The organism is Luteimonas sp. A611, assembly GCF_054072715.1.
On record NZ_JBSVRP010000001.1, the window covers coordinates 163,051 to 186,624 of the forward strand.

At 70.3% G+C, this 23,574-nt stretch carries 20 protein-coding genes; 14 read left to right on the forward strand and 6 right to left on the reverse strand.

Going from position 1 to position 23,574, the window contains the following annotated elements; genetic code table 11:
* Nucleotides 1–178 precede the first annotated feature (178 nt).
* Nucleotides 179–3,097 (forward strand): TonB-dependent receptor plug domain-containing protein, encoded by a 2,919-nt coding sequence (locus ACW5EG_RS00720; RefSeq protein ID WP_457020573.1) that lies wholly within the window; start codon nucleotides 179–181, stop codon nucleotides 3,095–3,097.
* 49 nt (nucleotides 3,098–3,146) lie between these two features.
* Here the strand turns inward: ACW5EG_RS00720 and ACW5EG_RS00725 are convergent, their stop codons facing one another.
* The 4 genes from ACW5EG_RS00725 to ACW5EG_RS00740 form a co-directional block, all read right to left on the reverse strand.
* Nucleotides 3,147–3,884 (reverse strand): endonuclease/exonuclease/phosphatase family protein, encoded by a 738-nt coding sequence (locus ACW5EG_RS00725; RefSeq protein ID WP_457018366.1) that lies wholly within the window; start codon nucleotides 3,882–3,884, stop codon nucleotides 3,147–3,149.
* 34 nt (nucleotides 3,885–3,918) lie between these two features.
* The gene (locus ACW5EG_RS00730; RefSeq protein ID WP_457016641.1) at nucleotides 3,919–4,761 is read right to left on the reverse strand and encodes a thiol:disulfide interchange protein DsbA/DsbL; all 843 of its coding nucleotides are present in this window, start codon (nucleotides 4,759–4,761) and stop codon (nucleotides 3,919–3,921) included.
* Nucleotides 4,762–4,822: 61 nt separating this feature from the next.
* Nucleotides 4,823–5,500 (reverse strand): thiol:disulfide interchange protein DsbA/DsbL, encoded by a 678-nt coding sequence (locus ACW5EG_RS00735; protein ID WP_457020574.1) that lies wholly within the window; start codon nucleotides 5,498–5,500, stop codon nucleotides 4,823–4,825.
* The gene (locus ACW5EG_RS00740) at nucleotides 5,500–6,405 is read right to left on the reverse strand and encodes a c-type cytochrome (protein WP_457020575.1); all 906 of its coding nucleotides are present in this window, start codon (nucleotides 6,403–6,405) and stop codon (nucleotides 5,500–5,502) included. Before ACW5EG_RS00740 ends, ACW5EG_RS00735 begins: the two co-directional genes overlap by 1 nt.
* A gap of 157 nt (nucleotides 6,406–6,562) precedes the next feature.
* Here ACW5EG_RS00740 and yihA point away from each other — a divergent pair, with 157 nt between their 5' ends.
* Nucleotides 6,563–7,168, forward strand: coding sequence for a ribosome biogenesis GTP-binding protein YihA/YsxC (gene yihA, locus ACW5EG_RS00745; protein WP_457016646.1), 606 nt, complete (start codon nucleotides 6,563–6,565; stop codon nucleotides 7,166–7,168).
* 79 nt (nucleotides 7,169–7,247) lie between these two features.
* A complete protein-coding gene (locus ACW5EG_RS00750; RefSeq protein ID WP_457020576.1) occupies nucleotides 7,248–7,820 on the forward strand; it encodes a hypothetical protein in 573 nt (190 codons plus the stop codon).
* On the opposite strand, the gene ACW5EG_RS00755 is transcribed toward ACW5EG_RS00750, so the two are convergent.
* Nucleotides 7,821–8,516 carry a VIT1/CCC1 transporter family protein gene (locus ACW5EG_RS00755; protein ID WP_457020577.1) on the reverse strand — a complete coding sequence of 232 codons (696 nt, stop codon included), beginning with the start codon at nucleotides 8,514–8,516 and terminating at the stop codon, nucleotides 7,821–7,823. It lies immediately after the preceding gene.
* Nucleotides 8,517–8,791: 275 nt separating this feature from the next.
* On the opposite strand from ACW5EG_RS00755, the gene ACW5EG_RS00760 reads away from it, so the two are divergent.
* The 6 genes from ACW5EG_RS00760 (at nucleotide 8,792) to ACW5EG_RS00785 (ending at nucleotide 17,614) form a co-directional block, all read left to right on the forward strand.
* Nucleotides 8,792–10,156, forward strand: a complete 1,365-nt coding sequence (locus tag ACW5EG_RS00760; RefSeq protein WP_457020578.1) for a glutamate--cysteine ligase — start codon at nucleotides 8,792–8,794, stop codon at nucleotides 10,154–10,156.
* Between the two features lie 430 nt (nucleotides 10,157–10,586).
* Nucleotides 10,587–13,304 (forward strand): phosphoenolpyruvate carboxylase, encoded by a 2,718-nt coding sequence (gene ppc / locus ACW5EG_RS00765; protein ID WP_457016652.1) that lies wholly within the window; start codon nucleotides 10,587–10,589, stop codon nucleotides 13,302–13,304.
* A 374-nt stretch (nucleotides 13,305–13,678) separates the two neighbouring features.
* Nucleotides 13,679–14,311, forward strand: a complete 633-nt coding sequence (locus ACW5EG_RS00770) for a glutathione S-transferase family protein (protein WP_457020579.1) — start codon at nucleotides 13,679–13,681, stop codon at nucleotides 14,309–14,311.
* Nucleotides 14,312–14,534: 223 nt separating this feature from the next.
* On the forward strand, nucleotides 14,535–15,647 hold the full coding sequence (locus ACW5EG_RS00775; protein ID WP_457020580.1) for a type 1 glutamine amidotransferase domain-containing protein: 1,113 nt from the start codon (nucleotides 14,535–14,537) through the stop codon (nucleotides 15,645–15,647).
* A gap of 3 nt (nucleotides 15,648–15,650) precedes the next feature.
* Nucleotides 15,651–16,340 (forward strand): response regulator transcription factor, encoded by a 690-nt coding sequence (locus ACW5EG_RS00780; protein WP_457020581.1) that lies wholly within the window; start codon nucleotides 15,651–15,653, stop codon nucleotides 16,338–16,340.
* Nucleotides 16,337–17,614 carry a sensor histidine kinase gene (locus ACW5EG_RS00785; RefSeq protein WP_457020582.1) on the forward strand — a complete coding sequence of 426 codons (1,278 nt, stop codon included), beginning with the start codon at nucleotides 16,337–16,339 and terminating at the stop codon, nucleotides 17,612–17,614. The genes ACW5EG_RS00780 and ACW5EG_RS00785 overlap by 4 nt, the downstream gene beginning before the upstream one ends.
* On the opposite strand, the gene ACW5EG_RS00790 is transcribed toward ACW5EG_RS00785, so the two are convergent.
* Nucleotides 17,615–18,493 (reverse strand): alpha/beta hydrolase, encoded by an 879-nt coding sequence (locus ACW5EG_RS00790; protein ID WP_457020583.1) that lies wholly within the window; start codon nucleotides 18,491–18,493, stop codon nucleotides 17,615–17,617.
* Between the two features lie 158 nt (nucleotides 18,494–18,651).
* Between ACW5EG_RS00790 and frmR the strand changes: the two genes are divergently transcribed.
* The 5 genes from frmR (at nucleotide 18,652) to ACW5EG_RS00815 (ending at nucleotide 23,552) form a co-directional block, all read left to right on the forward strand.
* Entirely contained in the window at nucleotides 18,652–18,927 is a 276-nt protein-coding gene (gene frmR, locus ACW5EG_RS00795; RefSeq protein WP_457020584.1) for a formaldehyde-responsive transcriptional repressor FrmR, read from the forward strand.
* Nucleotides 18,928–18,994: 67 nt separating this feature from the next.
* Complete coding sequence (locus ACW5EG_RS00800) at nucleotides 18,995–20,104, forward strand: S-(hydroxymethyl)glutathione dehydrogenase/class III alcohol dehydrogenase (RefSeq protein WP_457016663.1); 1,110 nt, start codon at nucleotides 18,995–18,997, stop codon at nucleotides 20,102–20,104.
* Nucleotides 20,105–20,114: 10 nt separating this feature from the next.
* A complete protein-coding gene (locus tag ACW5EG_RS00805; RefSeq protein ID WP_457021379.1) occupies nucleotides 20,115–20,801 on the forward strand; it encodes an NAD(P)H-binding protein in 687 nt (228 codons plus the stop codon).
* A gap of 44 nt (nucleotides 20,802–20,845) precedes the next feature.
* A complete protein-coding gene (fghA, locus tag ACW5EG_RS00810) occupies nucleotides 20,846–21,676 on the forward strand; it encodes an S-formylglutathione hydrolase (protein WP_457020585.1) in 831 nt (276 codons plus the stop codon).
* Nucleotides 21,677–21,761: 85 nt separating this feature from the next.
* Nucleotides 21,762–23,552 carry a methyl-accepting chemotaxis protein gene (locus tag ACW5EG_RS00815; RefSeq protein WP_457020586.1) on the forward strand — a complete coding sequence of 597 codons (1,791 nt, stop codon included), beginning with the start codon at nucleotides 21,762–21,764 and terminating at the stop codon, nucleotides 23,550–23,552.
* Nucleotides 23,553–23,574: the final 22 nt, after the last annotated feature.

Below are 23,574 nucleotides of genomic sequence, written 5' to 3' on the forward strand. Positions count from 1 at the left end.
CAGCGATGTCAAGGGAGGCTGAATGGATCGCGCGCCGACCGCCCCGAACTGTGACCGGATGCGGCAACGCGACACGACAGGCTTGCGCGTCTTTACGGATTGTTTACAAACAGGTCAACGCGCGAGGGGGCGCGCGGGGTGTGGATTTCCGCCGCATCACCACTCCAAGGAGAGACCGATGTTGCCCCTTCGCCATCGCCTGGGCGCTGCCGTGCGCCGTGGTCTGTTGCTGTCCGTCCTGTCCCCGGCCGCCTTCGCACAGCAGGCGCCGGCCCCCGAGCCCGACGCGGGGGCGCGCACCCTCGATACCGTCCAGGTCACCGGCTCGCGCATCCGTCGCGCCGAGCTTGAAACGCAGGTGCCGGTGCAGGTGCTGAGCCGCGAGGACATCGACCGCAGCGGTTTCAGCTCGGTGGCCGAAGTGGTGCAGAACCTCACCGCCAGCGGCGCCGCGCTCAATACCAAGTTCAATTCTTCGGGCAATTTCGGCTTCCCGCCCGATGGCGGCGGCGTGGGTGCGGGCGCGGCCACGGTCGACCTGCGCCACCTCGGCGCCAAGCGCGTGCTGGTGCTGGTCGACGGCATGCGCTGGGTCAACGAATCCTCGGCCTCGGGCGTGGGCTCGTCGGTCGATCTCAACACCATCCCGCTGTCGATCATCGAACGCATCGAGGTGCTCGAGGACGGTGCCTCGTCGATCTACGGATCGGACGCCATCGCCGGCGTGGTCAACATCATCACCCGCAAGGACGTCGAGGGCGCCAGCGTGCAGCTGCACTACGGCGACTACTTCGACCTGTCCGGCGGCGACACCTGGGGCGCTGACCTGGGCTGGGGCGGCAGCAGCGAGCGCGCGCGCTGGTTCGTCGGCGCCTCGTACTTCAAGCAGAAGGAAATCTCTTCGCTTGAATACACCCCCGCCAGCGTGCCGGTGCCGGGCACCGGCCTGTCCAACGGCAGTTCGGCCACGCCGCACGGGCGCTTCCTGTTCGAGGAGCCGGGCAGCGGCATCGTCTACGACATCACGCCCAACACCGGTGCGAGTGCGCCGGGCTACCTGCCCGGCCAGCAGGCCTGCCGCGACGCCGACGGCAATCCGACCGGCGTGGTGCGCGCCGATGACTTCCACTGCTTCGGCACCGCCGACCGCTTCAACTTCGCGCCCTACAACCTGCTGCTCACGCCGTCCGAGCGCAAGTCGGTGTTCGGCCAGGTGCAGTTCGACTTCAGCCCGACCTTCGGCGGCTACGTGCGGGTGCTCTACAACGAGCGCGAGTCGGCCAACCAGGCCGCGCCCGAGCCGTTCTTCCTCGGCACCGATGCCGGCGTCTACAACGACTGGGCCGAAACCCGGCTGGTGATCTCGGCCACCAATCCCTACAACCCGTTCGGCTTCGACCTGACCACGATGGGCGCCAGCCCCAACCTGTTCCTGCTCGGGCGCCGTCCGGTCGAGGGCGGGCCGCGCCGCTTTGTGCAGGAGGTGGAAACCTGGTACGCCTCGGGCGGACTCAACGGCATGTTCAACGTCGGCGCGCGCACCTGGAACTGGGACGTCAACCTGATGCGCAGCGAAAGTACCGCGGAACAGTCCAACTACGGAAGCTACAACATCCGCCGCATCAACGAGGCGCTCAGCGGCGAGGCCGCGTGCGCGGCGATCACCGGCTGCGTCGACCTCGACGTGTTCGGCGGCCCCGGCACGATCACGCCGGCCATGCTGGCGTGGATCCAGCCGGTGGTGCGCGACCGCAGCAGCAACACCATCAGCCTGGCGTCGGCCAACGTGACCGGCGAGCTGTTCGACGGCTGGGCCGGCCCCGTGTCGTTCGCGGCAGGCCTGGAATACCGCGAGTACGAAGGCGAATACCAGCCCGACCCGCTGACCGTGGCCGGTGAGTACAACGGCGTGCCGTCGGGCCCGAGCCGTGGCGAGTACGACGTGCGCGAGGCCTACGCCGAGTTCCTGGTGCCGCTGATGAAGGACGGCTGGCTCGGCAAGAGCCTGGATCTGAGCCTGGCCGGACGCTGGTCGGACTACTCCAACTTCGGCAGTACCAACACCGGCAAGGTCGGGCTGCGCTGGCAGGTGGCCGACGAATTCCTGTTGCGTGGTTCGTTCGCCGAAGGCTTCCGCGCCCCGTCGATCGGCGAGCTCTACGGCACGCTCAGCCGCTTCGATGCGACCCTGGTCGATCCTTGCAACCGCCCGGCCGCAACCACGCCCGAATGCGTGGCCGAAGGCGTGCCTGCGGATTACGAGCAGTCCAACCCGCAGATCTCGGTGGTGACCTCGGGCAACGACCAGCTGGAGCCGGAAACCAGCCGCAGCCTGATGCTGGGCGGGGTGTGGAGCCCGTTGTTTGCCGAGGCGGCGCCGTGGTCGGACCGTCTCGACCTGGGCGTGACCTTCTATCGCCACACCATCGATGGCGCGATCCAGGCGCTGGACGCACAGACCATCCTCAATCGCTGCATCGCCACGCGCGATCCGCTCTCGTGCGGCTTCTACGAGCGCAACGCGCGCGGCCAGATCGTCCGCTTCGACAACATCCTGGGCAACGTCGGCACGATCCGCACCGACGGCTGGGACTTCAGCGCCGACTGGCGCCTGCCCGAGCAGGCCTGGGGGCAGCTTGCGTTCGCGTGGAAGACCACCTGGGTCACCCGCTACGAGCTGGTCAACGAGGCCGGCCAGGCCGAACCGCGTGCGCCGGGCGTGCAGATCAACAACAGCGCGATCCCCAACCGCAGCTCGACCCTGTCCGCGGTCTGGCGCAGCGGCGGCTGGCAGGCGGCGTGGACGGCGCGCTACATCGACCGCCTGCGTGAATCCTGTGCCGGCGCGCGCGGCTTCGACATCTGCGACGACAGTGCGGGCGATCGCAACGACCTCGGCGCCACCACCTACCACGACGCGCAGCTGTCCTGGGGCACCGATGCGTGGGCGAAGGACCTGCGCTTGACGCTCGGGGTCAACAACGTGTTCGGCAAGGATCCGCCGATCTGCCTGAGCTGCTCGCTCAACGGCTACGACGCCTCGACCTACGACCTGCCGGGGCAGTTCTGGTACGCGCGGGTGGGCTTCGGGTTCTGAGGGAGCGGGCGCACACCGGGGCCGGCTGGCCGGCTCCGGTATCCACCCCTCAGCGCAGCAAGGCCTCTTCCGGCACTTCCAGGTTGACCGACAGCGCAAGGTGGTCGGAGAACGCGGCAGGCACCGCGCGCATGCCTTCGCAGCGCAGGGTGTCGGTGACCAGGATGTGGTCGATCGCGCGCTGCGGCTTCCAGCTGGGGAAGGTGTGCACCGCGCACGCGGGCGGCTGCAGGCGGGTGACGCGGAACAGATTGCCCATTTCAGGGCAGTCGACCACGCAGTTGAAGTCGCCCATCAGCACCGCGTTGGGGAAGTCCTGCAGCAGTTCGGCAATGAAGTCGAGCTGCATCCTGCGCGACTGCGCCCCCAGCGACAGGTGCGCCACCGCCACGGTGAGCCCGCTGGGGCCGTTGCCGAAATGGCCCAGCAGCACGCCGCGGCCGCCGATGCGGCCGGGCAGGGGATGGTGCACCACCTCGACCGGCTCGAGCCGGCTGAGCAGGCCGTTGGCGCTGGAGGCGACATTGCCCACGCGCCGGTTGGGCTGGTGGGTCCAGTAGTCGAACCCGGCCTGTTCGGCCAGGTAGTGGGTCTGGTTGGTGAAGCCCGAGCGCCAGCTGCCCGGATCGCTTTCCTGCAGGCCGACGATGTCGTGCTCGCCCGCCAGGCGCGCGATCGCATCCAGCGAGGTGCGCTTGCCGACCGGCAGCACGTGCGACCAGCTGCGCGTGGCGTAGTCGCTGTAGCGCCGGGTGCTGGAGCCTGCCTGGATGTTCGCGCTGAGCAGCTTCAGCCGTTGCGTGGACATGCGTGTATGGACATCAGCCGCCGACACGCACCTGCGAGATCACGCGGTCGGTGTTCTGCAGCATTTCCTCGAAGTTGCGGCCCTTGATGCGGTAGCGGCCGTTGACGATCATCGTCGGCGTTGAGTTCGCGCCCTGCTGCGCGATGTACTGCTTGGCGCGGCCGAACTTGGCGTTCACGGTGAAGCTGGCCATGGTGCTGGCGAACTGCGCCGGATCGGCACCGAACTTCGCGTAGGCGCGGGCCAGGTCCTCGGCCGAATCGGTGCCGCGCTCGCCCTTGAGCGTGCGCTCGACGTGGATCGCCTGGAAGATGCCGTCGTGGGCCGCATCGCCGATGCCCATCGCTTCGGCCGCGTAGAAGGCGCGCACGTAGGGATCCCAGTTGCCGCCGAACGGGGCGGGCAGGTAGGTGAAGCGCACGTCGGCCGGCAGCTGCGCCTTCCAGTTGCTCACCAGCGGCTGGAACATGGCGCAGGCCGGGCACACGTAGTTGAACACCTCGACCACTTCGATCTTGCCCTCGAGCGGCTCGAACGGCTGGCCGCCGGGGATCAGGTCGTAGTGCTCGCCCTGGGTGGCAAAGGTTGCGGCCGGGGTCGCGGCGGGCTGCGGCGGTGCGGGGCTGTCGCCTTCGACCGGCACGGGCGCCTGGTCCTGGCCGGCGGCGTCTTCGCCGGTGGGGGCGGCGGACGGGTCGAGCGCGGGTTCATCGCCGACGATCTCCGCGGGCGCAGCAGTGACAGACGCGGCCGGCGCCGCAGCGGCCGCGGCGGGCTCGGACGGCTGGCAGGCGCCCAGCAGCAGCGCAAGGGCGGCAGGCGCCAGGGCAAGGCGTGTGAAGGCGCGGAAATTCATCGACGGATTCCTGGCTCGTGGTGGGGCGAAGCGTACAGCGGCGGCCGTGAGGCCGGCGGGGTCAGCGCGGAACTGCGCGTTCCATTGCGATCAGGGCATCGGTGATGCGCAGGGTGTCCTGCAGCGTCGGTCCCTGCACGCGGTACTTGCCATTGATGATGAGGGTCGGCGTCGCACGAATCCCGCCGCGGACCATGAATTCCCGCGCCGCATTCATCTTCGCGTCAGTGGCCGGCGACGTCATGGCCGCGCGCACCGCGGCCGGGTCGAGCCCCTCGGCGGCCAGGAACGACACCATTTCCTGCAGCGAGGCATCACGCGCGGGCAAGCTGCCTTGCCGGTGGATGGCGTCGAACAGGCGCGGATGCAGCTCGGCCACGCGGCCCAGTGCCTCCAGCGCGAAATGGCCGCGGGCGTAGGCGTCCTGCGGCGACCAGATGGCCGGCAGGTAGTGCAGGCGCACATCCTTGCCGGCCGTGCGTTTCCAGGCGCTCAGCAGCGGCTGGAACTGGTCGCAGTGGCCGCAGCTGTAGGCGAACACCTCGACCACTTCGATCGTGCCCGGCTCCTCGCGCCAGCGCTGTCCGTCCTGGATCGGGATCCAGTACATGCCCATCCCCTCCGGCGGGGCCTGCGCGAACGCGGCCAGCGGCAGCAGCCACAGCAGGCACAGGGCAAGCAGGCGGGCGCGCATCGGGCGGCTGCGGACCGGCGCGGGGCCGGTCCCGGTGGCGGACATCAGCCCTGCGCGTCGGCGTCGGCCGCGGGCTCGACGGCCTCGGTGGGATCCGCCGCGGCAGGCTCGGCCGCCGGTGCGGGTGCGGGCGCCGGTGCCGGCGCAACCGGGCCGGCGGTCTCGATCGCGGCCAGGGTCGCGGCGTCGGGACGCTGGTGCAGGCCCTGCAGGTAGCTGGCCAGCGCCTGGATTTCCTGGTCGGTCAGCGGCGCGGCCACCTCGGCCATGATGTCGAACAGGTGGCGATCGCCCAGGCTGGTCTCGCCGGCGCGGTATTCCTGCAGGCGACGGTCCACATAGCCTGCTTCCTGCCCAGCCACCTCCGGATAGGCCGGACCGGGATTGCCGAGGCCGGCCGGGCCATGGCAAGCCATGCAGGCCGGGATGCCGCGGGCGGCGTCGCCGGACCGGTACAGCTTCTGGCCGATCTCATAGAACTTCATGCCCTCGTAGGCGCCGCCGGTGACCACGGAGTCGTCGGCGATGCCGGCGCCGGGCGACCTGGCGGCGAAGAACGCGCCCAGGTCACGCATGTCCTGCGGGCTCAGCGGAGTGGCGAACGGGATCATCACCACGGCCAGGCCGGAGTTGCGCTCACCGCTCTTGAACAGCGCCAGCTGCTGCGCGATGTAGCGCTCGCTCTGGCCGGCGATGCGCGGATAGGGCAGGCCTTCGGGCGGGTTGCCGTCCAGGCCGTGGCAGGCGGCGCAGGTGCCGGCCAGCGTGGCGCCGTTTTCCGCATCGCCGGCGTGGGTCTGCTTGAGCGCCGCCAGGGCGCTGGCGTCCAGCGAGGAGACTTCGACTGGCGGGCTTTCCTCCAGCGGCTCGACGGTGGACTGGGCGAACGCGACCGCGCCGGCCACGAGGGCGACGAGACCGGCGACACCGATGGCGCGGGCGTGGCGCATTGCAGAACTCCAGGATCATGGATCGCGACCGGGCTGCCCCGGTCGCAAGGTCCGCGATTATCGCGGTGCGCCGCGTGGACGGTCAAACCGCCGGTCGGCGGCGCCCGCGGGGCGGCGCCCGTGAGAAGCTATCCCGGCCCAGAGTTCCAGGATTCCGATGTCCAATCCATTCGCGCGCGCCAGCTACCTGCTCGCCGCTCACACCCCAGCCCAACTGCCCCCCGACGGCGGCGCCGAGGTCGCGTTCGCCGGCCGATCCAACGCCGGCAAGTCCAGCGCGCTCAACGCCCTGTGCCAGCAGAACGCGCTGGCGCGGGTGTCCAAGACCCCGGGCCGCACCCAGCAGCTGGTCTATTTCGGACTGCCGCCGCACGAGAACAAGTACCTGGTCGACCTGCCCGGCTACGGCTACGCCAAGGTGCCGCTGGCCCTGCGCGAGCACTGGCAGGCCTTCATCGACCAATGGTTCAAGGACCGGGTCGCGCTGCGCGGGCTGGTGGTGGTGATGGATATCCGCCACCCGCTCAAGGAATACGACCTGCAGATGCTCGGCTTTGCCATGCGCCGCGGGCTGCCGGCGCACGCGCTGCTGACCAAGGCTGACAAGCTCTCGCGCGGTGCTGCCGGCAATACCGTGCAGACCGTGCGCCGCCAGCTGTCGGCCAGCTATGGCGACAGCATCGGCGTGCAGGCGTTCTCGGGAGAGACCAAGGCCGGGGTCGACGAGGCGCGGGCGGTGGTCGCGGGCTGGCTGGAGCTGTAGCGCCGCAAACCTGGCACCCGCGGGCGCCGGAATACGGATGCATGGGGACGGAGGCCTGTCGCCGCCGCGGAGCAATCCCATGATCATCCGCACGACCATCGCGCTGGCAATCCTGCTCGCCGGCGCGCCCGCATTGGCGGCGCCGCCGCCGGAACTGGAAGCCGAACAGGTCAACCTCGACGTCGCGGGCAGCTGGCTGGTCCTGGGCGGCTCGGTCCAGCAGCAACTGGCCCAGTCCTTCGAAGTGGTGCAGGCCGGCTACGTCAGCCACGTGATGGTGCCGATGAGCTGCCAGCCCAAGGCCGACGTGCGCGTCACCCTTGAAAAGACCACCGGCGGGATGCCCGACGGCTCGGTGCTGGCCTATGAAGAGCTGCCCGGCTACCTGTTCGACTCCGTGCCGACTCCCGCGTTGGGAATGCGCATGATCGAGTTCAGCGCGCCGCCCCTGGTCGGTCCAGGGACGTATGCGGTGACGCTGCGGGTGAAGGGAAAGTACGACTGCGGGGTTGTGTCCGGTCCGCACGGCGATCCTTATCCGGCCGCCAAAGCCTGGTTCATCGCCCTGGGCAATCCGCCCGGATGGATCGAGTTGTTCGACGCGGGCGGCACCCGCGACCTGGCCTTCCAGGTGTACCTGCGGCCGCTGTAGTCAGCCGGCCACGTTGAACAGCCGGCCGATCAGACCGGCCGCGACCATCGCCAGCACCCCCCAGAATGCGACCCGCAAGGCGCCGCGCAGCGCCGGGGCGCCGCCGATCCTGGCGGCGATGGTGCCCGAGATGAGCAGCCCGGCCAGGGTCGCGGTGGCGACCACCGGCGGCACCCTGGCGGGCGACGACAGCAGCGCGGCGAGCACGGGCAACGCGGCGCCGGCGCAGAACGCCAGCGCCGACGACCACGCGGCCTGCAGCGGACGTGCGCGCAGCGCTTCGGTGATCCCGAGTTCGTCGCGCGCGTGGGCGGCCAGCGCGTCGTGGTGGGTGAGCTGTTCGGCGACCGTGCGCGCCAGCGCGGGCTCGAGTCCGCGACGGCGGTAGATCGCGGCGAGTTCCTCGAGTTCGGCGGCGGGTTCCTCGTGCAGTTCGCGCAATTCGACCGCGAGGTCGGCGACTTCGGTGTCGGCCTGCGACTGCACCGAGACGTACTCGCCCGCCGCCATCGAGATCGCGCCGGCCACGGTGGCGGCCACGCCGGTGACCAGCACTGTTTCGTGCGGGGCGCCGGCAGCGGCGATGCCCACCACCACGCCCGAGACCGAAACGATGCCGTCGTTGGCGCCGAGCACCGCCGCGCGCAGCCAGCCGACGCGGTGGCTGCGGTGGCGTTCGGGATGGCGGCTGGTCATCGCGCTGCTCGCTCGTATCGTTGCCGGCATTGTGGAACACCGCGCCGGGCGAGGCCGGAATGCGAAGCGCATGCATCCGCATGCGCGTCGCCGCACAGCTTCGGTCCAGCTCGATGATCAGTGGCGCCGAGCGAGCCGACGAAGCCGCGCATCGCGCGCACCGGTGGCGCCCCTGCGTTCCAGTGCCGGAATGCCATGCCGGCTCGCGCCGCTCCATAATGCCGCTCGCGAATGCCGGCACGCCCGGGCTCGCGCCCACAGCCAGAGCGATCCGCATGTCGAGTCCCAGCCACACCGGCGATACCCCGATCACCCATCGCGACCAGCTGGTCGCGGTGCTGGCATCCGGCGAAAAGCCGCTGGCCGACTGGCGCATCGGCACCGAACACGAAAAGTTCGGCTTCCGCCTGGATGACCTGCGCCCGCCGGAGTTCGACGGCGAACGCGGCATCGAGGCGCTGCTGCGGGGGCTGACCCGCTTCGGCTGGGAACCCGTGGACGAGCACGGCAGGATCATCGCGCTGTACAAGGACCGCGCCTCGGTCTCGCTCGAACCTGCCGGCCAGCTGGAGCTGTCGGGCGCGCCGCTGGAGGACATCCACCAGACCTGCCGCGAGGTGCGCAGCCACCTGCACGAGGTCAAGACCGTGGCTGACGAACTGCGGCTGGGCTTCCTCGGCATGGGCTTCCAGCCCAAGTGGCGGCGCGATGACATGCCGTGGATGCCCAAGGGCCGCTACCGGATCATGCGCGACTACATGCCCAAGGTCGGCTCGCTCGGCCTGGACATGATGACCCGCACCTGCACGGTCCAGGTCAACCTGGACTACGGCACCGAAGCGGACATGGTGAAGAAGTTCCGCGTCTCGCTGGCGCTGCAGCCGATCGCCACGGCGCTGTTCGCCGACTCGCCGTTCACCGAGGGCAAGCCCAACGGATTCCTGAGCTACCGCTCGCACATCTGGACCGATACCGATCCCGACCGCACCGGCATGCTCGACTTCGTGTTCGAGGGCGGCTTCGGCTACGAGCGCTACGTCGACTACATGCTCGAAGTGCCGATGTACTTCTCTTACCGGGATGGCGTCTACGTCGATGCGGCCGGCAAGTCCTTCCGCGACTTCATGGCCGGCAGGCTGGACGTGCTGCCCGGCGCGCTGCCGACCATGCGCGACTGGAACGACCACATGACCACCGCCTTCCCGGAAGTGCGGCTGAAGACATTCCTGGAGATGCGCGGCGCCGACGGCGGGCCATGGAACCGGCTGTGCGCGCTGCCGGCGTTCTGGGTCGGGCTGCTGTACGACGATGCCGCGCTCGACGCGGCCTGGGACCTGGTCAAGGACTTCACGCGCGAGGAGCGCCACGCGCTGCGCGACGGCGTGCCGCGCCACGCGCTGAACCTGCCGTTCCGCGGCGGCAGCGTGCGTGAGTTGGCGCGCCAGGCCTTGCGCATTGCCGTCGGCGGCCTGGCCCGTCGCGCGCGCCACAACGAGCGCGGCGAGGACGAGCGCGACTTCCTGTCGCCGCTGTTGGAATTGGTCGAGGCCGGGCAGACGCCGGCCGAGCACAAGCTGGCGCTGTTCCATGGTGAATGGAACGGCGATATCGACCGCGTGTTCCGCGACTTCGCGTACTGAGGGGCTGGCGGGCCGCGGTTTGGGTTGTTCTTCGGTTTGGCGGGCGGTCGCCGGGTGTCTTGGCAGGCCTGGACGTCGTGGGCGCGTCGTTGCCGTTCGCGGCTGAAGCCGCTCCTACGGGATGTTGGTCTGCGTAGGGCGGCTTGAGCCGCGATCGACCACAGGATGTCGGTCTGCGTAGCAGCGGCTTCAGCCGCGAACGGACCACAGGATGTCGCTCCCGTAGGAGCGGCTTCAGCCGCGATCGAACGCCACGCCGCCACGCCGCCCCAGAAGCACCCTTCGATCAATCACGCCGACACAGGCCACGCCGTCCCCACCGGCCCTCACGCAAGAAAGCCCCCGCAGCAAGGTCGCCCGCCGCCTCGCCTGTCGGTTGCCGTCGCAACGGTTGCTGCACTGCGGTACGCATTCCGTTAGTGTTTCGCCGATGAATATTCCAGACGGCCCGCTGCGCGACCAACTCGAGTTCGCCGAAACCGACGTCCTGCTGCGCGACGACGTGCGGCGGCTGGGTGCACTGGTCGGCGAAGTGCTGGCCGAGCAGGGCTCGCCAACGCTGCTGGCCGAGGTCGAAGGCATCCGCCGCGCCGCCATCGCGCGCCGCGAGCAGGGCCTGCCGGTCGATGCGCTGGCCGCGGAGATGGCCAAGGTGCTGCCGGCCGATGCCGAGGCCGTGGTGCGCGCGTTCTCCACCTATTTCGGCGCGATCAACCTGGCCGAGCGCGTGCACCGCATCCGCCGCCGCCGCGACTACGAGCGCATCAGCGAGCTGCCGCAGCCTGGTGGTTTCGAAGCGGTGCTGCGCGACCTGCGCGAGGACGGCGTGACCTTCGAGGAGCTCGAGGCGACGCTGCCGCGGCTGTGGGTCGAGCCTGTGTTCACCGCGCATCCCACCGAGGCGGTGCGGCGGGTGATGCTGGAGAAGGAGCGCGACATCGTCGAGCGCCTGGTCGAGGACATCGACCGCACGCGCACCCCGGTCGAGCGCAGCGCCGACATCGAACGCATCCGCGTCGCGCTCACCGCCGGCTGGCAGACCAGCGACACGCCCGCGCACAAGCCCACCGTGGCCGACGAGGTCGAGCACGTCGGCTACTACCTGGCGCACATGCTCTACCGCATCGTGCCGGTGTACTACGAGGCCTTCGCCGATGCGGTGGAGGCGGTGTACGGGCGGCGCATCTCGCTGCCGCAGGTGCTGCGCTTTGGCACCTGGGTCGGCGGCGACATGGACGGCAACCCCAACGTCAATGCCGACACCGTGCGCGCCGCGCTGGACGCGCAGCGCGCGCAGGCGATCGACCGCTACCGCTCGGACCTGCGCGGTTTGAGCAACCTGCTTACCCAGTCGCTGGGCCGCGTCGACGTCGATGCCGCGGTGACCGCGCGCGCAGACGAATACGTCGCGCTGCTGCCGCAGGCCGCGAAGAGGCTGCGCCCGCGCCTGGCCGACATGCCGTACCGGCGCCTGCTGGACCTGATGAAGGCGCGGCTGTCGATCACCGCCGAATCCAGCGCCAAGGGCTACGCGGGCGCGGACGAGTTCATCGCCGACCTCGAGCTGATCGACGCCAGCCTGCTGCGGCACGGCGGCGAATATGCCGGCCGCTTCACCCTGCAGCGCGTGCTGTGGCGCGCGCGCACCTTCGGTTTCCACCTGGCCGCGCTCGACCTGCGCCAGGATTCGGCCGTGCACGACGCCGCGCTCGCGGACCTGCTTGGCGACGAAGGCTGGGCCGCGCGCGAGGCCGACGACCGGACCTCGCGGCTGCAGGCGCTGCAGGCCGATCCACCGTCGGCGCCGGACGCGCCTGGCGACGTGCTCGCCTCGACCCTGGAAGTGTTCCGTACCGTGCTCGAGCTGCGTCGCACGCACGGCGTGGCCGCCATCGGCCTGTACATCATCAGCATGAGCCGCAGCGCCGCCGACGCACTCGCCGTGCTGGCGCTGGCGCGCGTGGCCGGCTGCGTCGAATCGGGCGCGGTGCCGCTGGACATCTCGCCGCTGTTTGAAACCGTCGACGACCTGCAGGCCGCGTCGGCGGTGATGCGCTCTCTGTTCGAGGACCCGGCCTACCGCGCCCACCTGGCCGCGCGCGGCAACGAGCAGACGGTGATGCTCGGCTATTCCGACAGCGCCAAGGATGGTGGCCTGTTCGCTTCGCGCTGGGCGCTGCAGCGCACCCAGGTGGAGCTGACCGAGCTGGCCAACCAGCATGGCGTGCGCATCATGTTCTTCCACGGCCGCGGCGGTTCGGTGAGCCGCGGCGGTGGCAAGACCGAGCGCGCGATCATGGCCGCGCCGCGCGGTTCGGTGAACGGATCGATGCGCGTCACCGAGCAGGGCGAGGTGATCCACCGCAAGTACGGCATCCGCGCGCTGGCGCTGCGCCACCTCGAGCAGACCACCGGCGCGGTGTTGCGCGCGACCCTGCGCCCGCGTCCGCGCGATCCGCGCGAGGACAGCTGGAAGGAGATCGCCAAGGTCCTGGCCGAGACCTCGCGCGCGCACTACCGCGCGCTGGTGCACGAGCATCCGGATTTCCCCGACTACTTCCGCGCCGCTACCCCGGTGGACGTGATCGAGCGCCTGCAGATCGGCTCGCGGCCCTCGCGCCGGCGCGAGGGCGGCATCGACAACCTGCGCGCGATCCCCTGGGTATTCGCCTGGTCGCAGAACCGCTCCGGCCTCACCGGCTGGTACGGCATCGGCCACGCCCTGCGCCACGGCGTGCAGCGCTACGGCCAGGACGCGATGACCGAGATGGCGCGCGACTGGCCGTTCTTCGCCGCCATGCTCGATGACGTCGAGATGCTGCTGGCCAAGTCCGACCTCGCCATCTTCGAGCGCTACTCGCAGCTCGCCGGCCCGCTGCATGAGGTGTTCCATCCGGGCATCGCCGAGGAGTTCCTGCGCACCTGCGACGCGATCCTGATGCTCAAGCAGCGCGACGCGATTCTTGCCGACGACTACCGCCTGCGCCTGTCGATCCGCCTGCGCAACCCATACGTCGATCCGCTGAGCCTGCTGCAGGTGGAACTGCTGCAGCGCTGGCGCGAAGGCGGCCGCGAGGACGAGGACCTGCTGCGCGGACTGGTGTCGACGGTGAACGGGATTTCTGCCGGGATCCAGAACACAGGTTGACGCTTGCCCAGGTGGCAAGCGGCTGGATCACGCCTGCGGCAGGGGTCGTCCCGGGCCGGGAGTTGCTCCCCGGCTCGGTCAGCCCGCTGCGCGGTCCGGCCCGGCGCAGCGCGCCGGGCGTTCGCACGGACGCGCGGCAGTGCCGCGCATGCGTCCGTGCTCACCCATGGCTGACTCGCCGCCGCAGCGCATCCATGCGCTGCTTTACGCAACCCCGCCCCGGAACGACTATCGCCCAGTCACCGATTTGGTTTCGAAACGGATGACCATCGAAGCATCTCGCCAGATCGATGCGGGGCGGCTGCAGGCACGTCGGCGCGCGGCGAGCGGCGAAGGGGCGTATCGTCGCCAATCTGCCCGTCCGGATGCGCGCCATGAGCACCAGCGAACTCGTGTTCCACACAAACCCGATGTCACGCGGCCGGATCGTGCGCTGGATGCTGGAAGAGCTCGGCGTCGAATACCGCACCGTGGTGCAGGAGTACGCCAAGAGCATGAAGTCGCCGGAGTACCTGGCCATCAACCCGATGGGCAAGGTGCCGGCGCTGCAGCATCGCGGCATGGTGGTCACCGAGGCGGCCGCGATCTGCACCTACCTCGCCGACGCCTTCCCGCAGGCGGGGCTTGCGCCCGCTCTGGACGACCCGCTGCGCGGCACCTACTACCGCTGGCTGTTCTTCGCGGCCGGCCCGGTGGAGGCCGCGGTCACCGCCAAGGCCATGGGCATCCTGGCGCCGCCTGAGAAGGCTGCCATGGCCGGCTACGGCAGCTTCGAGCAGACCGTGGACACGCTGGAACAGGCCGCCGCCTCGGCTTCGCCCTGGCTGCTGGGCGAGCGCTTCAGCGCGGCCGATGTCTACGTCGGCAGCCAGGTCGATTTCGGCCTGGGCTTCAAGTCGATCCCGGAGCGCCCTGCCTTCAGCGCCTGGGCCGAGCGCCTGCGCGGCCGCGAGGCCTACCAGCGCGCGAAAGCGCTGGACGACGCGCTGCTGCCGGCGCGCGGCTGAGATTCGTCTGTCCCGGCGAAGCGTCGCCATGCCCGGGCTCGAGGCAACGCTGAAAAGGTCCGGAGCGCGCTCCCCGTGTCCGAGCCAATGGCTGATCATCCATCTTGACCTGGTTGCCGCACCAGCTGCCGCCGCTGGAAAAACACGCCGATCGGCGCGGATGTTTGAAGCCTGATTCACAGCGCCCGCGCACGATCCACGTCCCCGACCCCGGAGACGCGCCATGAAACAGATCCTCGCGACGCTGCTGGTCCTTGCGGCCGCCGTCCCCCTGCAAGCCCCCGCGGCCCCCGCCGACAAGGTCCTCATCGTGGTAAGCGGCGAAGGCCGCGACGGCGGCAAGACCCGCCCCGGCTACGAGTTCGACGAACTGTCCCAGGCCTGGCTGGTGTTCATGGCCAACGGACTCGACGTGGAGGTTGCCAGCCCGCGCGGCGGCTCCGTCGAAGCCGACAGGTACAACTCCGACGAACCGTTCAATGCCGCGCTGCTGGCCGACGAGGCAGCCATGCGCACGCTGGCCGATACCCGCGCTACCGCCGACCTCGACGCAGGCGATTACGCCGCGGTCTACGTGGTCGGCGGCAAGGGCGCGATGTTCGACCTGCCGAAGGATCCTGCACTGCGCCAGCTGCTGGCCGATGCCTGGGAGGGTGGCGCGGTTGTCGCTGCGGTCTGCCATGGCCCGGCGGCATTGGCAGACGTGCGCCTCGCCGATGGCTCGCTGCTGGTGGACGGGCGCGCGATGACCGGCTTCAGCAACGAGGAAGAGACGGTTTTCGGCAAGAAGTGGGGAAAGGAGTTCCCGTGGCTGCTCGAGACCGCACTGCGCGAGCGCGGTGCGCGCTGGAGCAACGCGCCCCTGATGATGCCGCACCTGGTCGTCGACGGCCGCCTTGTGACCGGCCAGAACCCGTACTCCACCACCGCGGTGGCCGAAGCCGTGGTCCGCGGCACCGGGCGTACGCCGGTGCCGCGCGTGCCGTGGCGGGACGAGGCGACCATGGCGCTGGCCGAACGGCTGCATGCCGGCGATGCCGCCGGCGCGGCGCGGTCGCTCGCCGAGGCTCCCGGCGAGTACAACGTCGAACTGCTCGGGGCGCTGGGCCACTACCAGGGCATGGTCGCCACGACCCCGCAGGCCCGGACCAGGGCCCTGCAGGTGATCGAGCTTGCGATGCCGTACTTCCAGAACCCGGAGATGCAGCTCTCCGCCGCCGGGCTGCACATGAAACTCGGACAGACCGCGCAGGCGCGGGCCCTGGTGCTGCAGGCACTGGAGGCCAAGCCGGGCATGGAGCAGGCTGAGGCCCTCCTGCGGCAGATCGATGGTTGAGCGATGAAAGCGAAGGCCCTTCGCGTGCTGGTGGTCGAGGACAACCCCGCGCTGTGCGGGAACCTCGAGCACCTGTTTGTCCGCGCAGGCTTCGATGCCAGCTTCGCGGGAGACGGCTTGTGCGGCCTGGCGATGGCCCTGGCCGAACCCTTCGACGTGGTGGTGCTGGATGTCGGCCTGCCGGGCCTCGACGGCCTGCAGGTGTGCGGGCAATTGCGCGCCCGCGCCGACCGGCACGTGCCGATCCTGCTGCTGACCGCGCGCGATGCGCTGGAGGACAAACTGCACGGGTTCCAGTCCGGCGCGGACGACTACCTGGTCAAGCCGTTCGCTGGCGACGAACTGGTCGCCCGTTGCCTGGCACTGTCGCATCGCCATCTGACAGGGCGCTCGCACCTGGTCCGCATCGGCACCCTGCAGATCGATCGCCAGACCGGCGAAGTCCAGCGCGCGGGACAGCGCATCGAACTGCACAGGACCAGCCAGCGCATCCTGCTGGCGCTGGCTGACGCCTGGCCACGGACGTTGACGCGCAGCGAGCTGACCCAGCGGCTGTGGGGCGACGATCCCCCCGACTCCGATCCGCTGCGCTCGCACCTCTACCTGCTGCGCCAGGCCCTGGACAAGCCCTTTGCCACGCCGATGCTCAGGACGGTGCACGGCGTCGGCTTCCGGCTGGAGGCCGATGCATGAGGGGCGCGGCGGCGTCGCCTCGGCATCGCCTGCGCAACCGGCTGATGCTCGCGTTCGCGGGATTCACCCTGGCGGTGACGGCGCTGTTCGGCCTGTATGCGGTGGTGTTCGCCTACACGGTCGAGGACATGTTCTTCAGCGGCATGCTGCAGCGCGAGGCCAGCGAGCAGTTGCAGCACCATGCCGGCGCGGGCCGCTGGGCCACGCCGCGCGAATCGTGGATGCGGGTGATCGAGGATGCCGATCGATTGCCGGCCGGAATCGGGGACATCCTGCAGGCCGAGCCCGGTCGCACCGAGTTCGCTGGCCCCGACGGCGCCCACTACCACCTGCGCGAGCTGGATGCGCCGGGCGCGCGGGCATGGCTGGTCGCCGAAGTCAGCGGGCTGCTGGTGGTGCGGCCGCAGCGCGCGGCATTGCTGCAGGTGCTGGCCTGGTCGGCGATCGCAATGGCGACACTGGCGCTGCTGCTGGGTTGGTGGCTGGCGCAGCGGACGACGGCACCGCTGTCGCGGCTGGCCCTGCTCATGGCAGGTACCGCGCCCGATCGTTTGCCCACCGCGTTCGCCTGCGGCTTCCGCGACGACGAGGTGGGACTGCTGGCGCGGCGGCTGGAAGAGCTGGTCGCGCGCATCGGCGCCTTCGTTGCGCGCGAGCGCGAGTTCACGCGCGACGCCAGCCATGAACTGCGCACGCCGCTGGCCGTGATCCGCAGCGCGACCGAACGCCTGGCGGCCGACCCGACGCTGTCATCCGAGGCGCGCGACAGCCTGGCCCATATCCGCCACTCCGCCTCCTGGCTGGAGCAGACCGTCAGCGCCCTGCTTTCGCTGGCGCGGGAAGAAGCGCCGCCGACAGGCGACGTGTCGACGCCCGTGCTGCCGCTGCTTGAACGGGTCGTCGTCGACCAGTCGCCGCTGCTGGGAGACAAGGACATCGTGGTCGATATCGACGTGCCGGCCGGGGCAAGCGCGGCGCTTCCGGCGCCGGCGCTGAACATCCTGCTGTCCAACCTCGTCGGCAACGCCTTCGCGCATACCCACGCGGGACGCATCCTGATCCGTGCCGACGCGGGACGCCTGCGCATCTGCAATCCCGGCGCGCGCATCCGCGACGCCGACCTGCTTCCCTTCATCAAGGCCGAGGCAAGTACCGGTTCCGGGCTGGGCCTGTCGATCGCCATGCGCCTGTGCGACCGCTACGGCATCGATCTGGCGATCGAGGAGGTCGAGCCGGGCCGCGTGGCGGTAAGTCTTCCGCTGCGTGCGGCCTGACTACATCGCGTCGCGGAACAGCCACAGCATCGCGCGACGGTAGGCTTCGCCGATGCTCGCGGCATGGGTGCCCTCGGGCAGCACGATCAGTTCAACGTCCCACGGTGCGTCGCTGCGCTCCCCCCATGTCGCGGCCCACTCCGCCGCGCCGCGCACCCGCGCCTCGGTATCGCGCGCGCCGCTGACGACCACCACGGCCAGGTCATCGCGCCGGTGCGCCGCGGGTGCCGCGAACAGCTGCTCGCGCGCCGGGGCGAACGCGGGGTTGCTGGCGATCCTGGCCTGGAACAGGTCCGGATCCTGCAGCGCCGACCACAGCACGAAGTAGCCGCCGCGCGACTGGCCCACCAGCACGCGACGCGTGGGGTCGGCGCGATAGCGGGTCTCCACTGCGGGCAGCAGCTGTTCGCGCAGGAAATCGTGGAACTGCCGGGCCCCGCCCTGGTCGGGCGCGGTGTCGGCGCCGGCGGCGGTGAAGTCGATGTGGCGCTTGTTGATGGACGGGTCGAAGCCGCCGTACGCGATGCCGACGACGATCGCCTCGGGCAGGCCCTCGTCGTAGCCCAGGAACAGGTGCGTGGCGGCAAGCAGCGGGAACAGGCTGTCGCCGTCGAGCAGGTACACCACCGGCCAGCTGCGGGCCGTATCCGCCTCGTAGCCCTCCGGCAGGCGCACGTAGACGTGGTGGGTGCGGCCGGTCGCCTCGGCGACCAGCGGGAAGTAGCCGCCCCTGAGCGCGGGCAGGTGGTCGAGCGGGACGACGGTGGCTGCAGGCTGGTCCGCACCTGACCCGGCCTGCGTGTCCTGCGCGTGCGCGCACGACAGCCATGCCGCAAGCAGCAGGATCATCACGCCAGGCAACAACGGGTTTCGGGTCATGCGCCGGAGTCTACCGCCGCTGCATGGGTCCGGCGGGCGTGTGCGCCGCGGGCTGAACATGGTTCCCGGGGGGCATGAGGCCCTGCAGCGAAGTCCTCTCACAGGCCGTTTAGCTGCTGACTGGTATACTGCCCCCCACTATATCGGCTGCCCCGCCCGTGCCGCATTCTCCCGAAGAAAAAAAGAAGGTCCTCGCCCGCGTGCGCCGCATCCGCGGCCAGTGCGATGCGCTTGATCGTGCATTGGAAGCCGGCGCCGACTGCGCCCCGGTGCTGCAGCAGATCGCGGCGATCCGCGGCGCGGTCAACGGGCTGATGAGCGAGGTGCTGGAGTCGCACCTGCGCGAGCAGTTCGGGCAGGCGGCGCACGACGACGGGGAGCGTGCCGCGCGCGTCGCCGAGATGACGGGGCTGATCCGCTCGTACCTGAAGTGACCCAACCCACATTGGCCGCGGCCGCGCCGCGACCGTTCAACACAACACCGCATTGCAGGAGCAGACCATGAAAACCCGTGCCGCCGTCGCCTTCGAAGCCGGAAAGCCGCTGCAGATCGTCGAACTCGACCTCGAAGGCCCGAAGCAGGGCGAGGTGCTGGTGAAGATCACCCACACCGCGCTGTGCCATACCGATGCCTTCACCCTGTCGGGCGAAGATCCCGAAGGCGTGTTCCCGGCGGTGCTCGGCCATGAAGGCGCGGGTATCGTGGTGGAGGTGGGCGAGGGCGTCACCAGCGTCAAGCCCGGCGACCACGTGATCCCGCTGTACACCGCCGAATGCGGCGAGTGCCTGTTCTGCAAGAGCGGCAAGACCAACCTGTGCGTCGCGGTGCGCGCAACCCAGGGCAAGGGCGTGATGCCCGATGGCACCACGCGTTTTTCCTACAACGGCGAGCCGGTCTACCACTACATGGGCTGCTCGACCTTCAGCGAGTACACCGTGGTCGCCGAGGTGTCGCTGGCGAAGGTGCACCCGGACGCGAATCCCGAGCACGTCTGCCTGCTCGGCTGCGGCGTGACCACGGGCATCGGCGCGGTGCACAACACGGCGAAGGTGGCCGAGGGCGACACGGTTGCGGTGTTCGGCCTGGGTGCGATCGGTCTTGCGGTGATCCAGGGCGCGAAACAGGCGAAGGCCGGGCGGATCATCGCCATCGACACCAACCCGGACAAGTTCAAGCTCGCGACCGAAATGGGCGCCACCGACTGCGTGAACCCCAGGGACCATGAGCGCCCGATCCAGCAGGTGATCGTCGAGATGACCACCTGGGGCGTGGACCATTCGTTCGAGTGCATCGGCAACGTCCACGTGATGCGCGCCGCGCTCGAGTCCGCCCACCGCGGCTGGGGGCAGAGCGTGATCATCGGCGTGGCCGGCGCGGGGCAGGAGATCAGCACGCGTCCGTTCCAGCTGGTCACCGGACGCAAGTGGCTGGGCACCGCGTTCGGCGGGGTCAAGGGCCGCAGCCAGCTGCCGGGCATGGTCGAGGATGCGATGCGCGGCGACATCCAGCTGGCGCCATTCGTGACCCATACGCTGCCGCTGGAGCGCATCAACGAGGCCTTCGACCTGATGCACGAGGGCAAGTCGATCCGCACCGTCATCCATTACTGACGTGCCGGCCATGCGCACCGGCGAGGACATTGGCCAGGCCGCGGACGGACGCATCGCGCTCGTGGCCGGGGCGAGCGGACTGGTGGGGCGCGCGCTGGTGGCGCGCCTGTGCGCCGACCCCGGCGTGGCGCAGGTGCACGCACTGGTGCGCCGGCCGCTGGCGATGGACGCGCCGAAGCTGCAGGTGCATGTGGTCGCATTCGACCAGCTGCCCACGCTGCCGCGCATGGACGAGGCCTACCTGGCGCTTGGCACCACGATCGTGGTGGCGGGTAGCCGCGAGGCGTTCCGGGCGGTCGACTTCGAGGCCAACCTCGCCGTGGCCCGGGCGGCGCTCGACGCGGGCGTACGTCGCATCGGTCTGGTCAGCGCGATGGGCGCGGATGCGGCCTCGCGCGTGTTCTATAACCGGGTCAAGGGCGAACTCGAGGACGCACTGTCGGCGCTGCCGCTCGACGCGCTGGTGATCGCGCGGCCCTCGCTGCTGCTCGGCGATCGTGACCGCCTCGGCCAGCCGCGGCGTCGCGGCGAGCACCTGGCCGCGAACCTCGACCGCTGGCTGCGGCCGCTGATCCCGGCGCGCCTGCGCGGCATTGCCGCGGAGGACGTGGCGGCGGCGCTGGTCGCCGCACTGACGCGGGCAAGCGGGCGCCAGGTCCTGGATTCCCACCGCATGCAGGGCGCGGCGCGCGGCTGAGCGCGTCCCGCCATTCACGACACGAACCCTTTCCGGAGAAACCCATGGAACGCATCGAACACCGCGCCTGTTTTGGAGGCTGGCAGGACGTCTACCGCCACCGCTCCGAAGTCCTGGGCTGCGACATGACCGTCGGCGTGTACTTCCCGCCGCAGGCTGAGCAGGGCCCCTGCCCGGTGCTGTACTGGCTCTCGGGCCTGACCTGCAATGAGCAGAACTTCATCACCAAGGCGGGCGCGCAGCGCTACGCCGCCGAGCACGGGATCATCCTGGTCGCGCCCGACACCAGCCCGCGCGGCGACGATGTCGCCGACGCCGATGGCTACGACCTGGGCAAGGGCGCCGGCTTCTACCTCAACGCCACCCGCGAGCCGTGGTCGAAGCACTACCGCATGTACGACTACATCGTCGACGAGCTGCCGGCCTGGGTGGAATCCGATCCGACGGCCAGCGACGTGCGCGCGATCAGCGGCCATTCGATGGGCGGCCACGGTGCCCTCACCATCGCGCTGAAGAACCCCGGGCGCTACCGCAGCGTGTCGGCGTTCTCGCCGATCGTCGCGCCAAGCCAGGTGCCGTGGGGCGAAAAGGCCTTCAGCGCCTACCTCGGCGACGACCGCGAAGCCTGGAAGCAATACGACGCGGTGGAGCTGGTGAAGTCCGCGCCGGAGCGGTTGCCGCTGCTGGTCGACCAGGGCGGCGGCGACGAGTTCCTCGACGGCCAGCTGCGCCCGCAGCTGCTGCAGGCTGCCTGCGAAGCCGCCGGCCACCCGCTGAGCCTGCGCATCCGCCCCGGCTACGACCACAGCTACTACTTCATCGCCAGCTTCATCGGCGAGCACGTCGCCCATCACGCGAGGGCGCTGCAGGGCTGACCGGTCCAGCGCGATTCCTCCGCCGGATGCCCTCAAGCGCGGCAGCAGCCGGCCGTTACCGAGCGTGCAACCTCGGGGAGGGAACATGCCCGCGTACGAAGACCCAAGTCTTGACTGCCTGCCGGCATTGCCCGACGCGCCGGTCGCCCTGATCCGGCTCGCGGGCGATGGTCGCGTGCGGGCGCTCAACCGCGCCGCCATCGACCTGCTCGACCTGGCCGGTGCCGACCCCGAAGCGCTGTCGTGCAGCTGCATCTGGGGCTTGGCGACTGATGACCTCGCCGGCGACGAAGGCGTGTGGGTGGCGCCGGGCGCCGATCCTGCACGCCGGGTCTGCTACCAGCTCGATCGCGACAGCGGCGGCTGGCTGCTGTCCCTGCCCGATGCCGAAACCGCGGCGCTGTGGCGCGAACGCGCGGCGCCCGTGGTCGTCGCGGCCTCCAGCGACGGTGCCGACCGGGCCGCGCAGCTGCTGGCCCGGGTCGGTGACCGACTCGCCGCCTGCGAACTGGACCTGGCCCTGGACGCCGCGGACGCGCAACTGCCCGAAGCGCGCCGCCTGGCCGCAGGCTTCGGCAACCTCGCCGAGGCGATCCGCCAGGCCGTCGCGCTGTCGCTGCAGGTGGCGGCCGACGTGCCGCACGTGGTCGCCGAAAACGACGAGCTGGTGCGCCAGTCACAGGCCCAGGTCGACGCGCTGGACACCGTGGTGGCCTCGACCCGCGACCTGCTGGCCGGCCTCGACGGCCTCGGCGATGACCTGCGCACCGTCATCACGGTGGCGGCCAGCGCCGACGACAGCGCCCGCGAGGGCGCGGCCGCCGCACGCGCGCTGGCCGAGGCCATGGCGGCGGTGCAGAAGAGTTCGGCGCGCGCCAACGACGTCATCGAAGTCATCGACATGGTGGCGTTCCAGACCAACATCCTGTCGATCAACGCCAGCATCGAAGCCGCCCACGCCGGCCCCGCCGGGCGCGGTTTCGCGGTGGTCGCGACCGAGATCCGGCGGCTGGCCGAACGCGCCGCCGAAGCCGCGCGCGACGTGCGCCGGATCATCGGCGAGAACGGCGAGGCGCTGGGCGAAGGCGCCGCCTCCGCGCGCCGCACCGAGCAGGTGCTGGGCGGCATCGGCGGCCTGCTGGCGCGCGCCAGTGCGGCCATCGACACCGTCGCCGGCGGCATCGCCCAGCAGGGCGAGGCGATCGCCGACATCGATCGCGCGGTCGGCAAGGTCGCCGAACTCGGCCGCAGCAACCTCGAGCACGCCGCCAAGGTCGCCGAGCGCAGCGAAGCGCTTGGCGCCGGCGCCGGCGCGCTGCACGACTGCGTCGGCCTGTTCCGGCTGCCGCCCGATCCGCTGCGCGAACCGCGTCATGCGCGCGTGCTGCAGCTGGCGCGCGAGACGTCCGAAGCCATCGGCGCGAGCTTCGAGGAGGCGCTCGCGCAGGCCTGGATCGAAGATGGAGAGCTGTTCTCGCGCGACTACACCGCGATCCCGGGCGTGGAGCCGGCCAAGTACGAAACCGCCTTCGATGCGCTCTGCGACGAACTGCTGCCGCCGCTGCAGGAGCCGGTGGCCAGCGCCCATCCGTGGATCGTGTTCGCGATCAGCGCCAACCCCGACGGCTACGTGCCCACCCACAACGACCGCTTCTGCCAGCCGCTGACCGGCGACCGCGCCCGCGACCTGGTCGGCAACCGCACCAAGCGCATTTTCTCCGACCGCGTGGGCAGCAGCGTCGGTGCGCATACCGATCCCTACCGGCTGCAGGTGTACCGCCGCGACACCGGCCAGATCGTGTTCGACATGTCGGTGCCGGTGTTCGTCAACGGCCGCCACTGGGGCGGGTTCCGCGTGGGTTACACCCTGGACTGACCACGGGATCCGTCCGCCGGGG